This is a genomic window from Pseudomonas sp. (assembly GCF_036387035.1).
GTDB lineage: Bacteria > Pseudomonadota > Gammaproteobacteria > Pseudomonadales > Pseudomonadaceae > Aquipseudomonas.
Map to the genome: position 1 here is coordinate 1 of NZ_DASVUM010000156.1, position 12,633 is coordinate 12,633.

A 12,633-nucleotide genomic window follows, 5' to 3' on the forward strand; every position below is an offset into this window, starting at 1 on the left:
CCCGAAACGCAAGCGCGTGGACGACATCTCGTTCCGGCTCAGGCGCGGGGAAATTCTCGGCATCGCCGGGCTGGTCGGCGCCGGCCGCACCGAACTGGTTTCGGCGCTGTTCGGGGCCTATCCGGGCCGTTACACCGGCGAGGTGTGGCTGGAGGGCAAACCCATCGACACCCGCACGCCGCTCAAATCCATTCGCGCGGGCCTGTGCATGGTCCCCGAGGACCGCAAGCGTCAGGGCATCATTCCGGACCTGGGCGTCGGTCAGAACATCACCCTTGCCGTGCTCGACAGCTTTGCCCACCTGACCCGCATCGACGCGGAAGCCGAACTGGGCAGCATCGACAAGGAAATCGCGCGCATGCACTTGAAGACCGCCAGCCCGTTTTTGCCGATCACCAGCCTGTCCGGCGGCAACCAGCAAAAAGCCGTGCTGGCGAAAATGCTGCTGACCCGGCCACGGGTGCTCATTCTCGACGAGCCCACGCGCGGCGTAGACGTGGGCGCCAAATACGAAATCTACAAACTGATGGGCGCGCTGGCGGCGAGCGGCGTCTCGATCATCATGGTGTCGTCGGAGCTGGCCGAGGTGCTGGGCGTCTCCGACCGGGTCCTGGTGATCGGTGAAGGTCAACTGCGTGGCGATTTCATCAACCAGGGACTGACCCAGGAGCAGGTGCTTGCCGCGGCGCTCAGCCAGGCCGGCGGCCCCCTCGCCGCGCACGAAAACAACAATAACGACCGGCCCGGTGCTGTGGGAGAAGCGCATCAATGAATCAGCTCAAGCAACTGTTTACCCGGTACAAAATGCTCGCACTGGTCATCGCCATCGCGGTCATCTGGCTGTTCTTCAGCTGGGAAACCGACGGCGGCTTCCTGACACCGCGCAACCTGTCCAACCTGCTGCGGCAGATGTCGATCACCGGCATTCTCGCGTGTGGCATGGTGCTGGTGATCATCAGCGGCGAAATCGATCTGTCGGTGGGTTCGTTACTCGGATTGCTGGGCGGCCTGGCGGCGATTCTCGACGTCGTGTACCACGTGCCGCTGGCGCTGAACCTGTGCATCGTTGCTGGCTGCGGGCTGTTGATCGGCCTCGCCAACGGTTGCATGACCGCGTACCTGCGCATTCCTTCGTTCATCGTCGGCCTGGGCGGCATGCTGGCGTTTCGCGGGATTCTGCTGGGCATCACCGGCGGCACCACCATCGCGCCGGTGTCGCCGGAACTGGTCTACGTCGGCCAGGGTTATCTGCCGCCGCTGGTGGGGATCGTCCTCGGCGTGCTGCTCTTTGCCCTTACGCTGTTCCTGACCTGGCGTCAGCGGCGCAACCGCGCATTGCACGGTCTGGCCGCGCATTCGCCGCTGCGGGATGTGGTGCGCGTCGTTGCGATTGGCGCCGTTCTCGCCGGGTTCGTTTATACGTTGAACAGCTACGACGGCATTCCGGTGCCGGTCCTGCTGCTGCTGGTCCTGCTCGGCGTGTTCAGCTACATCACCAGCCAGACCGTGTTCGGCCGGCGCATCTATTCGGTGGGCAGCAACATGGAGGCCACGCGCCTGTCCGGCATCAACGTGCAGGCGGTGAAGTTGTGGATTTTCGGGATCATGGGCGTGATGTGCGCCCTCGCCGGTCTGGTCAACACCGCGCGCCTTGCCGCCGGCTCACCGTCGGCGGGCAACATGGGCGAACTGGACGCCATTGCGGCCTGCTTCATCGGCGGCACCTCCATGCGCGGCGGCTCGGGCACCGTCTATGGCGCACTGCTGGGCGCTCTGGTCATCACCAGCCTCGACAATGGCATGTCCATGCTGGATGTCGACAGCTACTGGCAGATGATCGTCAAGGGCAGCATTCTGGTGCTGGCTGTGTGGGTGGACGTCAGCACGCGGGCCGGGCGCCGGTGAGAACGGACGAATGAATGCCCGCACGTGATGAGAGCGATGAGGAGCGCCAGGGATGGCGCTTCTGTGGGTGTGTGTGGTGTGTGTTTCTAACAGCAGGCTGCGCGAACACCTGAGTATTCGCGCAGCCCCCTGCATGACCCTACGCCACAGGCGAACGCATCCGCGCTGCCCGGCTGTTATCGCGCCGTGATCTTCCACGCCCGGTGGATCTTGCCATTGCGGGCAAAGTCCGGATCGACGGTGTGCTGGGTGATCTCTTCCACCGCGTAACGCTCCACCAGCGTCTCTTCGAGCTGGAACTTGCGGAAGTTGTTGGAGAAATACAGCACGCCGCCCGGTGCCAGCCGCGCCATCGCCAGGTCGATCAGTTGAACCTGATCGCGCTGCACATCGAACACCCCTTCCATGCGCTTGGAGTTGGAGAACGTCGGCGGGTCGATGAAGATCAGGTCGTACTCATCGCGACTGGCCTCCAGCCACACCATCACGTCGCTCTGCTCCAGACGGTTCTTGTCCGAGAAGCCGTTCAGGGAGAGGTTGCGGCGTGCCCAGTCCAGGTAGGTTTTCGACAAATCGACGCTGGTGGTGCTGCGCGCGCCGCCCTTGGCAGCGTGGACGCTGGCGGTCGCGGTGTAGCAGTAAAGATTGAGGAAGCGCTTGCCCGCCGCCTCGCGCTGGATACGCATGCGCATCGGCCGGTGATCGAGGAACAGTCCGGTGTCCAGGTAATCCGTGAGGTTGACCAGCAGCTTCACGCCGCCTTCGTTGACCTCGTTGAACTTGCCCTGGGCGCTCTGGCGCTCGTACTGCTTGGTCCCGCTCTGGCGCTCGCGACGCTTGACCACCACACGGCTCTTGTCGATGCCCAGCGCCTGCGGAATGGCCGCCAGGGCGTCGAACATGCGGATCGAGGCTTTTTCCGGATCGATGGACTTCGGCGCGACGTATTCCTGCACGTGGACCCAGTCGTGGTACAGGTCGATGGCCATGGCGTACTCGGGCATGTCGGCATCATAGACGCGGTAGCAGTCGATGCCTTCACGCTTGACCCATTTGCCCAGCGCCTTGAGGTTCTTTTGCAGGCGATTGGCGAACATCTGCCCGCCTTCGCTCAGGCGCGGCTGCTCAACGACCGGCGCCGGTGCCGGGGTCGGCTTGATCGGGTTGCCGTTCTTGTTGTACTGGCGCTCCTGCGGTTCGTCCGGCGCCTGATCGTAAGCGGCCTGCTCACGCTCGGCCTGACGTTGCTCCGGGGTGCGACGCTCGCCGGTGACGAACTGATCCGGCAGCACTTTGATCAACAGCAGCTTGCACGGCAGCGCGCCGTTCCAGAACGCGTATTGCTTGTGGCTGCGAATGCCCATGCGCTTGCCCAGATCGGGCGCGCCAGTGAACACCGCCGCTTCCCAGTTCAGGCAGGCCTGACGCAGCCGCTCGCCGAGGTTCTGATAGAGGTACAACAGGCTTGCCTCGTCGCCCAGACGCTCGCCGTACGGCGGGTTGCAGATCACCAGACCGGTCTGGTTCTGGTCGGGACGCGGCTCGAACGTCGCTACTTCGCCCTGGTAGATCTTGATCCACTCGCTCAGGCCGGCGCGCTCGACGTTGTTGCGTCCTGGCTGGATCAGGCGCGGATCGGCTTCATAGCCGCGGATCCACAGCGGCGGCTTGGCCAGACCCGCCTGGGCGCGTTCCAGGGCCTCATCATGCAACTTGCGCCAGATCGCCGGCACGTGACCCAGCCACGCGGAGAAACCCCAGCGCTCACGCTTCAGGTTGGGCGCGATATCGGCAGCGATCATCGCCGCCTCCACCAGGAAGGTGCCCACCCCGCACATCGGGTCAGCCAGTGCGCCGCCTTCAGCGGCAATGCGCGGCCAGCCTGAACGGATCAGGATCGCGGCGGCGAGGTTTTCCTTGAGCGGCGCGGCACCTTGCTGCAGACGGTAGCCGCGCTGGTGCAGGCTGTGGCCGGACAGATCCAGGGACAGAATCGCTTCGCCCCGGTCCAGACGCAGGTGGACACGCAGGTCCGGGTTGAGCTTGTCGACCGAAGGCCGTACGCCATCGGCGGTGCGCAGGCGGTCAACGATGCCGTCCTTGACTTTCAAGGCGCCAAAATGGGTGTTGTCGATGCCCGAACCGTGACCACTGAACTCCACCGCCAGCGTGCCTTCCGGCTCCAGGTGGTCAGCCCACTCGATGTCGTGCACGCCGTGGTACAGGTCCTCGGCGTCCTTCATCGGGAAACGCTTCAACACCAGCAGCACCCGGTTGGCCAGGCGCGACCACAGACACAGCCGGTAGGCGGTTTCCATGTCGGCGGTGCCACGGATGGCGGAGGTGTGTTCGCGGGTTTCCTCCAGACCAAGGGCCGTGGCTTCCTCGGCGAGCAGGCCTTCGAGGCCTTTGGGGCAAGTGAGGAAAAGTTCGTAGCGGTCCGACATGAGTATTCCAGAGCCTTGGGCTATAGCGGCCGGACAACGCATTGTCCGGCCCGATTCCAACAGACGCCTTTCAAGGAGGACGCCTGCGCGGCACACAATTTGTGCCTGTCCCTCGCACCGATACATTTCGAGTGCGACGGTCCGTCAACAGGACGTGCCGACGGGTGATGTTTAAAAAGACTATTCAGCACGACGGCAGCGGCAATAAAAAGTCACATCGCCGACCCTTCGTCGTTTTCTTGCCGGGTGTAAACGGCCATCAGTCGTAATTGCGAAACTTTTGCACGCCGGCTCAAGAACCGCGGTTCAAGGGGCTTCGTGAAAAAAATGCTTGCGAAACCCGGCTGGGCTTAGCTCACTTATGCTTTACCTGTGACGTTCTTATGACGAAACGGTCATTCACAGGGTACGCCTCATTGGTTAGAACTCATCCAGGCCATCGCCGCAACGGTGATGGCATCAAGCCCCGCGACGCCGGCAGCGGGCGATGAATGGCAGAGCAGTTCTGCCCGACCTCAACCTGAGGTCTCCAGGGACATTACAGTCAACAAACGAGGGCAACACCCTATGAGAAGACTTAAGCGTGATCCGTTGGAAAGAGCATTTTCGCGCGGATATCAATACGGCGTATCTGGTAAATCCCGTGAGCTTTGCCCCTTTACTCTACCGTCAGTGCGTCAAGCCTGGATCAATGGCTGGCGAGAAGGACGCGGCGACAACTGGGACGGTATGACCGGCACTGCGGGCATTCACAGACTCAACGAACTTCACGCGGTCGGCTGACGCAACCCTCACGATACAGCCCGACCTAAAGCTTCTTCGACATTCTTGACCGTTTCACCTACACCACGCACGTCCCACCCGGGCGGCGGGCTAAGGCCCAAGAGGGGTTCCAGTCGGAACCCCTCTTTTCGTATCCGCCTCTTTTCGTATCCCCCTGTTTTCGTATCCCCCTGTTTTGGTATCAAGGTTCAGCGGGACATCGAGGCGATCGCGTCCACCGACTGGCGAATCAATGCCGGCCCTTTGTAAATGAACCCGGAATAAATCTGCACCAGGCTCGCCCCGGCCGCGATCTTCTCGGCGGCGTGCCTGCCTTCGGTAATGCCGCCGGCGGCAATGATCGGCAACCGCCCGCCCAGCTCGCCCGCCAGCACCTTGACGATGTGCGTGCTCTGCTCGCGCACTGGCGCGCCCGACAATCCGCCCGCTTCGTCGCCGTGGGGCAAACCTTCGACGCCCTGACGGCTGAGGGTGGTGTTGGTGGCAATCACCGCGTCCATGCCCGACTCCAGCAAGGCGCTGGCCACCAGTACGGTTTCTTCATCGCTCATGTCCGGGGCAATCTTGATCGCCAGCGGCACGCGCTTACCGTGGATCAGGGTCAGCGCGTCCTGGCGCACACGCAGGGCTTCGAGCAGTTGCTTGAGCGAATCCCCGAATTGCAGGCTGCGCAGGCCCGGAGTATTGGGCGAACTGACGTTGACGGTGACGTAACTGGCGTGGGCGTAGACCTTGTCCAGGCAGAGCAGGTAATCGTCGACGGCGCGCTCTACCGGCGTGTCGACGTTCTTGCCGATGTTGATGCCCAGCACGCCGTTGTATTGCGCGGCCTGGACCCGGCTGACCAGATTGTCGACGCCGAGGTTGTTGAAGCCCATGCGGTTGATGATGGCTTCGGCATGGGGCAGACGGAAAATACGCGGTTTCGGATTGCCCGGTTGCGGACGCGGCGTGACGGTGCCGATCTCGACGAAACCGAAGCCCAACTGGGCGAAGCCGTCGATGGCCGCGCCGTTCTTGTCCAGCCCGGCCGCCAGCCCGACCGGGTTGGGAAAGCGCAGGCCCATGACCGTGACCGGCAGCTGCATCGGCGCTTTGTTGAGCAGGCCATTGAGGCCCAGACGCCCCCCCGCTCCGATCAGGTCGATGGACAGATCATGGGAAGCTTCAGGGGAGAGTTTGAACAGTAACTGGCGGGCCAGGTTATACATGGGCGGCGCGGCTCGATTGCGGCTGGGATCAGCGGCGGATTATAAGCGCCGGTACGGGCCGAGCGCGAGGCATGTCGAGCAGTTTGCCGGCAATCATTTGCGCCGCTGGCATATCGCTTGCTTCACGCCCTGTATTGACTCGGTCCAATGGCGGAGCGAGACACAGGACACTGACGTCGCTGTCGCCCCGGTTCGACCCGGGCGAGGCGACGTTTTTTTTGGACGATCGGCAGCACTGACCGGCGCTCCGACCACGCGGAATGGCAATCATGACTGACACGCTCAACCCTTCGCTGGCCTGGGTCAACGGCAGCGATGCACCGGAACTGGCCAGCGTCGACCTCGGTTTCATGGCGCTCACCGACAGCGCCTCGCTGATCGTCGCCGCGACCCAGGGCTTCGCCCAGCCCCATGGCCTGCACATCAACCTGCACCGGCAGACCTCGTGGGCGAACCTGCGCGACAAACTGGTCAGCGGCGAACTGCATGCTGCCCACAGCCTGTACGGCCTGGTATACGCCATGCAACTGGGGCTCGCCGGGCCGGCGAAAAACATGGCGGTGCTGATGGGGCTGAACCAGAACGGCCAGAGCATCAACCTGTCACGCTCGCTGCAAGACGCCGGCGTGACCACTCCTGATGCACTGGACCGGCGCACGCACCAAAGCGACTCAAAACTGACCTTCGCCCAGACCTTCCCCACCGGCAATCACGCGCTGTGGCTTTATTACTGGCTGGCGAGTCAGGGCATCCACCCGCTGCGCGATGTCGACAGCGTGGTGGTGCCGCCGCCGCGGATGGTCGAGCACTTGCAGGCCGGGCGCATTGACGGCTTCTGCGTCGGAGAGCCATGGGGCGCCAGCGCGGTTCAGCAGAACCTGGGGTTCACCCTCGCGACCTCCCAGGCGATCTGGCCCGATCATCCGGAAAAAGTCCTGGCGTGCAGTCTGGAATTTACCCAGCAATACCCCAACACAACGCGGGCGCTGATAAAGGCGGTACTGGAAGCCAGCCGCTTCATCGAAGAGAACCTCGACAACCGGCGCAGCACCGCGCAGTTGCTCAGCGGTGCCGAGTACGTGAATGCGCCCGTCGCGGCCATCGAATCGAGACTGCTGGGCGAATACGACGACGGGCTGGGCAATCAGTGGCACGACCACCACGCCATCCGCTTCCATGGCGACGGCCAAGTGAACATGCCGTGGCTGTCCGACGGCATGTGGTTCATGACCCAGTTCCGCCGTTGGGGCCTGCTGCGTGAAGACCCGGACTACCTGGGCGTCGCCCGCAGCGTCCAGCAGCTCGACCTGTACCGCCACGCCGCCGAAGCACTGGGCATCGCCGTGCCGCCATCGCCGATGCGCAGCAGCCAGTTGATCGACGGAAAAATCTGGGACGGCAGCGACCCGGCGCGTTACGCCCGCAGCTTCAAGCTCCACGCGCTGGCCGATACCGCGCTTGCCCATGCTGATCGTTGAGGAGACGCCGACATGCTGCGAATCCTGCTGATCAACGACACACCCAAAAAGGTCGGGCGACTGAAAGCGGCGCTGACCGAAGCCGGCTTTGAGGTGATCGACGAAGCCGGGCTGATCATCGACCTGCCTGCCCGCGTCCAGGCCGTGCGCCCGGACGTGATCCTCATCGACACCGAATCCCCCGGCCGTGATGTGCTTGAGCAAGTGGTGCTGGTCACCCGTGACCTGCCGCGCCCCATCGTGATGTTCACCGACGAGCATGACCCGGGCGTGATGCGTCAGGCGATCAAATCCGGGGTCAGCGCCTACATCGTCGAAGGCATTCACGCACAGCGCCTGCAGCCGATTCTCGACGTCGCCATGGCCCGCTTCGAAAGCGATCAGGACCTGCGCGCGCAACTGCATGCCCGCGATCAGCAACTGGCCGAACGCAAGCGCATCGAAACGGCCAAGGGGTTGTTGATGAAGATGAAGCAATGCAACGAGGAAGAGGCTTACACGCTGATGCGACGCCAGGCCATGAGCCGGCAGCAGAAGCTGATCCAGGTCGCGGAACAGATCATCGCCATGAGCGAATTGTTGGGTTGATGGCGCCGCGCGCGCGAGCCGATGTCGTCTCTGGCCCATGTATTGCTAGGTAAAACCCACAGGTAGCCAACGGCGGTTGCCCACTCACGACAAAGACGTCGCACCCCTTCGCGAAAGCGCACAGGGCTGCGGCGTTTTTTCGTTTTTGCCCTGAACACATCGGGGCGGGTGGAGTGCCGGTCTGGTGCTTCGCCTGCATGACCTGACCCGTAGCGGTGCGAGCAAGCCCTGCGCCGAACACGAATCCCTGCAGATGAGGTGGTAGATGAACACGAGTTTCTGGAAAGCCGGCCATAAACCGACACTGTTCGCAGCGTTCCTGTATTTCGACCTGAGTTTCATGGTCTGGTACCTGCTCGGGCCCATGGCGGTGCAGATTGCCGCCGATCTGCATTTGACCACCCAGCAACGCGGCCTGATGGTCGCCACGCCGATTCTGGCGGGTGCGGTGCTGCGCTTCATCATGGGCATGCTCGCCGACCAGCTGTCTCCCAAGACCGCGGGCATCATCGGCCAGATCATCGTCATCGTCGCGTTGCTCGGCGCCTGGCAACTGGGCATTCACAGCTACGAACAAGCGCTGCTGCTCGGCGTGTTTCTCGGCATGGCCGGCGCGTCCTTCGCTGTGGCCCTGCCGCTGGCCTCGCAGTGGTACCCGCCGCAGCATCAGGGCAAAGCGATGGGCATTGCCGGTGCCGGCAACTCCGGCACGGTGTTCGCCGCACTGATCGCGCCCGTTCTCGCCGCCAGCTTTGGCTGGAACAATGTGTTCGGCTTTGCCGTGGTGCCCCTGCTGCTGACCCTCATCGCGTTTTCGCTGATGGCAAAAAACGCCCCGGAACGCCCGCAAGCCAAGTCGATGAGTGACTACTTCAAAGCCCTGGGTGACCGCGACAGCTGGTGGTTCATGTTCTTCTACAGCGTGACCTTCGGCGGCTTCATTGGCCTTGCCAGCGCGCTGCCCGGCTACTTCAACGATCAATACGGCCTGAGCCCGGTGACGGCCGGCTACTACACCGCCGCCTGTGTCTTCGGCGGCAGCATGATGCGGCCACTGGGCGGCGCCCTCGCCGACCGCTTCGGCGGCATCCGTACGCTCTCCGGCATGTACGCCGTTGCCGCCATCTGCATCGCCGCCGTCGGCTTCAATCTGCCGAGCTCATGGGCCGCACTGGCACTGTTCGTCGCAGCCATGCTCGGCCTTGGTGCCGGCAACGGCGCGGTGTTCCAACTGGTGCCACAACGCTTTCGCAAGGAAATCGGCGTGATGACCGGCCTGATCGGCATGGCCGGCGGTATCGGAGGCTTCCTGCTCGCCGCAGGGCTCGGCGCCATCAAGCAGAACACCGGCGAGTACCAGCTGGGCCTGTGGCTGTTCGCGTTCCTCGGCGTGCTGGCCTGGTTCGGCCTGATGAACGTCAAGCGCCGCTGGAGAACCACCTGGGGCTCGGCCGCTGTGACCGCCGCTCGCGTCTAACGCATGAGCGTCAATGAGCCCATCACCCCCGCCGCGTCCGCAGCGGTCGGCTTGCAACTGCGCGTCGCCGAGTTCAGCGCCACCGGGCCGCGGACGGAGAATCAGGACGCCATTCGCGTGGTCACCCCTGCCCCGGCCCTCGCTGCGAGCAAAGGTTACCTGTTCGCCCTCGCTGACGGTGTCAGCCAGTGCGCCGACGGCGGGCTGGCGTCTCGGGCCACGCTCCAGGGGCTGGCGATGGACTACTACGCCACGCCGGAAACCTGGAGCGTCGCCCAAGCCCTCGACCGACTGCTGCTGGCCCAGAATCGCTGGCTCCTGGCCAACGGCTTGTTGACCACCCTGAGTGCGCTGGTCTTGCGCGGGCGCCGCTTCACCCTGGCCCACGTCGGCGACTGCCGAGCGTTTCGATGGCACTCAGGCGTGCTTCAGCGGATCAGCCAGGACCACGTCTGGGAACAGCCGGACATGCAACACGTATTGAAGCGCGCGCTGGGTCTGGACCAATACGTGGTCATGGACTACCTGGACGGCGAACTGCGCTCCGGCGAACGCTTGCTGCTAGTCAGCGACGGGGTTTGGGCGACATTGGGTGATGGCCGAATCGGCTCGATCCTCAATGAACAGGCAGACCTTGAAACCACCGTGCGAACACTGGTCAACGCCGCGCACCTGTCCGGCAGTGCCGACAACGCCAGCGCCCTCCTTATTCAAGTCGATCAGCTGGGCTCTGACAGCCTGGGTGAGACGCTGCTGCAGCTGCAGCAATGGCCGGTCCCGCCGCTTCTCAAAGCAGGCCAGGCGTTCGAAGGCTGGCAGGTCGAGGCGCGCCTGGGCGACTCGCGGCAATCCCTGCTCTACCGGGTACGCGACAGCCAGCGCCAGCCGTGGTTATTGAAAACGCTGCCGCCCTCGCGCCTTGATGAGGCGGGTGCGGCGGAGGCCTTGTTGCTTGAAGAATGGTTTTTGCGGCGCGTGGCCGGCCGCTTTTATCCCGAGCTTCACCCGCTCACCCAACGCCAGCATCTGTACTACGTGATGCGAGAATATTCCGGCCAGACTCTGGCTGAAATCTTTGACCGGGAAGGGACGATGGCGCTGCCCCAGTGGTTGAGCCTGGCGCAGGAACTGATCGGTGCCGTCGGCCTGCTGCACCGTCGCAACATTATTCACCGTGACATCAAACCGGAAAATCTGCTGCTGGAGGAAACCGGAGGTCTGCGCATTCTGGATTTCGGTCTGGCTTACAGCCCCGGCCTCTCGGTGGATCAAGGCAGCGAAGTGCCCGGTACGCCCAGCTTCATGGCCCCTGAAGCCTTCGACGGTGCAGAACCCGCCCCTGCCTTCGATTTGTATGGCGCCAGCGTCACGCTGTATTTCCTGCTGACCGGTCACTACCCCTACGGCGAAATCGAGCCGTTCCAGCGCCGCCGCTTTGGCACGCCGCTGCCGCTCAGCCGCTACCGCCCCGACGCGCCGGAATGGCTGGAGCAGCACCTGCAACGCGCCTTGCAGGCTGATCCGTTGAAGCGCTTCGAAACTGCCGAGCACTGGCTCATGCACTTTCAACAGGGTGAACTCTCCCCGCCAAACAAACGGCCCATCCCCCTGTTAGAGCGTGAACCGCTTAAGGTATGGCGCACCGTAGCTTTAGTGTCGCTGGTCATTAATCTGGTGCTGTGGGTGTTGTTACTTGACCGATAGCCGGTTAGGCAACCGGCCTGAACGCCCAGCCTGAATCGATTCCAAAGCACCCACGCTTGAGCACCTTAGTCACTCACGGGGTGATTGGATCGCATCTGAATGACAGCGTGTTAAATCGCAGGCAAAGAAAAACCCGGCCGGAGCCGGGTTTTTCGTGAAGCGGGGCTAATTACTTAGCTTGGGCTTCTACTTGTGCTTCTACGCGACGGTTTACAGCGCGGCCAGCGTCAGTTGCGTTGTCAGCAACTGGACGGGACTCACCGTAGCCAACCGAGTTCACGCGGTTAGCGCCAACACCGTACTGGTTAACCAGAACTTGCTTAACGGCGTTTGCACGACGCTCGGACAGCTTCTGGTTGTAAGCGTCAGGACCGACGGAGTCAGTGTGACCTTCAACAGTGGTGGTGGTCTGTGGGTACTGCTTCATGAAGTCAGCCAGGTTCTTGATGTCGCCGTAGCTGTTTGGCTTCACAACCGACTTGTTGAAGTCGAACTTGACGTCCAGCTCAACGCGAACGACTTCAGCAACAGCTGGGCAGCCGTTAGCGTCAACAGTCACGTTTGCAGGGGTGTCAGGGCACTTGTCAACGTTGTCGCAGACGCCGTCGTTGTCGCTGTCGGAGCACACTTCAGCTACTGGAGCCGGTGCAGCTTCAACTTTCTTCGAACCGCCGCCGAAGTTCACACCGATACCGACGCTTGGCGCCCACTCGGTGTCGCCCTGGTCGATGTTGTACTGAGCTTCAACGCCAGCACGGGCATAGAAGTTGTCGGTGAAATACAGCTTGGCACCGCCGCCGATGTTGGCGAAGGTAGAGCGGTTGCGACCGCCGCTGCCGTTCTGACCGATGCTCTGATCGGAGAAACCAGCCGAGACGTATGGACGCAGCATGTCGCCCGGGTTGTTGAAGTGGTACAGAGCGTCCAGAGCGGTGTTCGCGCCCTTGATGTTCTTGCCATCGTCGCTACGGACGTTGTGCACTTCGTCATAGCCCAGACGCAATTCAACGTCGTCGGTCAGGAAGTAGCCAACAGAACCG

10 protein-coding genes are annotated in these 12,633 nt (G+C 62.9%); 7 read left to right on the top strand and 3 right to left on the bottom strand.

Going from position 1 to position 12,633, the window contains the following annotated elements; genetic code table 11:
• On the top strand, window positions 1–772 hold a 772-nt coding region (locus VF672_RS14970; RefSeq protein WP_331105356.1), incomplete at its 5' end, for an ATP-binding cassette domain-containing protein.
• Window positions 769–1,905 (top strand): sugar ABC transporter permease, encoded by a 1,137-nt coding sequence (locus VF672_RS14975; protein ID WP_331105357.1) that lies wholly within the window; start codon window positions 769–771, stop codon window positions 1,903–1,905. The genes VF672_RS14970 and VF672_RS14975, both read left to right, overlap by 4 nt.
• A gap of 176 nt (window positions 1,906–2,081) precedes the next feature.
• Here VF672_RS14975 and rlmKL read toward each other — a convergent pair whose 3' ends face one another.
• A complete protein-coding gene (rlmKL, locus tag VF672_RS14980) occupies window positions 2,082–4,352 on the bottom strand; it encodes a bifunctional 23S rRNA (guanine(2069)-N(7))-methyltransferase RlmK/23S rRNA (guanine(2445)-N(2))-methyltransferase RlmL (protein ID WP_331105358.1) in 2,271 nt (756 codons plus the stop codon).
• 567 nt (window positions 4,353–4,919) lie between these two features.
• Between rlmKL and rmf the strand changes: the two genes are divergently transcribed.
• Window positions 4,920–5,135 carry a ribosome modulation factor gene (gene rmf / locus VF672_RS14985; RefSeq protein ID WP_081955331.1) on the top strand — a complete coding sequence of 72 codons (216 nt, stop codon included), beginning with the start codon at window positions 4,920–4,922 and terminating at the stop codon, window positions 5,133–5,135.
• A 188-nt stretch (window positions 5,136–5,323) separates the two neighbouring features.
• On the opposite strand, the gene VF672_RS14990 is transcribed toward rmf, so the two are convergent.
• The gene (locus VF672_RS14990) at window positions 5,324–6,346 is read right to left on the bottom strand and encodes a quinone-dependent dihydroorotate dehydrogenase (protein ID WP_331105359.1); all 1,023 of its coding nucleotides are present in this window, start codon (window positions 6,344–6,346) and stop codon (window positions 5,324–5,326) included.
• Between the two features lie 269 nt (window positions 6,347–6,615).
• On the opposite strand from VF672_RS14990, the gene VF672_RS14995 reads away from it, so the two are divergent.
• The 4 genes from VF672_RS14995 to VF672_RS15010 all read left to right on the top strand — a co-directional run bounded on the left by VF672_RS14995 (window position 6,616) and on the right by VF672_RS15010 (window position 11,593).
• Window positions 6,616–7,824 carry a CmpA/NrtA family ABC transporter substrate-binding protein gene (locus tag VF672_RS14995; protein WP_331105360.1) on the top strand — a complete coding sequence of 403 codons (1,209 nt, stop codon included), beginning with the start codon at window positions 6,616–6,618 and terminating at the stop codon, window positions 7,822–7,824.
• Window positions 7,825–7,836: 12 nt separating this feature from the next.
• On the top strand, window positions 7,837–8,412 hold the full coding sequence (locus VF672_RS15000; RefSeq protein WP_331105361.1) for an ANTAR domain-containing response regulator: 576 nt from the start codon (window positions 7,837–7,839) through the stop codon (window positions 8,410–8,412).
• Between the two features lie 265 nt (window positions 8,413–8,677).
• Window positions 8,678–9,889: a nitrate/nitrite transporter gene (locus tag VF672_RS15005; protein WP_331105362.1), complete on the top strand. Its 1,212-nt coding sequence runs from the start codon at window positions 8,678–8,680 to the stop codon at window positions 9,887–9,889.
• Between the two features lie 3 nt (window positions 9,890–9,892).
• Window positions 9,893–11,593, top strand: a complete 1,701-nt coding sequence (locus VF672_RS15010) for a bifunctional protein-serine/threonine kinase/phosphatase (protein WP_331105363.1) — start codon at window positions 9,893–9,895, stop codon at window positions 11,591–11,593.
• A 169-nt stretch (window positions 11,594–11,762) separates the two neighbouring features.
• Here the strand turns inward: VF672_RS15010 and VF672_RS15015 are convergent.
• Window positions 11,763–12,633 (bottom strand): OmpA family protein (locus tag VF672_RS15015; RefSeq protein ID WP_331105364.1); only part of this gene is annotated, 871 nt, incomplete at its 5' end.

Bases quoted from the DNA above. Each gene is read 5' to 3' on its own strand.
- VF672_RS14975 (WP_331105357.1), top strand. From the start codon at position 769: ATGAATCAGCTCAAGCAACTGTTTACCCGGTACAAAATGCTCGCACTG.
- rlmKL (WP_331105358.1), bottom strand. From the start codon at position 4,352: ATGTCGGACCGCTACGAACTTTTCCTCACTTGCCCCAAAGGCCTCGAA.
- rmf (WP_081955331.1), top strand. From the start codon at position 4,920: ATGAGAAGACTTAAGCGTGATCCGTTGGAAAGAGCATTTTCGCGCGGA.
- VF672_RS14990 (WP_331105359.1), bottom strand. From the start codon at position 6,346: ATGTATAACCTGGCCCGCCAGTTACTGTTCAAACTCTCCCCTGAAGCT.
- VF672_RS14995 (WP_331105360.1), top strand. From the start codon at position 6,616: ATGACTGACACGCTCAACCCTTCGCTGGCCTGGGTCAACGGCAGCGAT.
- VF672_RS15000 (WP_331105361.1), top strand. From the start codon at position 7,837: ATGCTGCGAATCCTGCTGATCAACGACACACCCAAAAAGGTCGGGCGA.
- VF672_RS15005 (WP_331105362.1), top strand. From the start codon at position 8,678: ATGAACACGAGTTTCTGGAAAGCCGGCCATAAACCGACACTGTTCGCA.
- VF672_RS15010 (WP_331105363.1), top strand. From the start codon at position 9,893: ATGAGCGTCAATGAGCCCATCACCCCCGCCGCGTCCGCAGCGGTCGGC.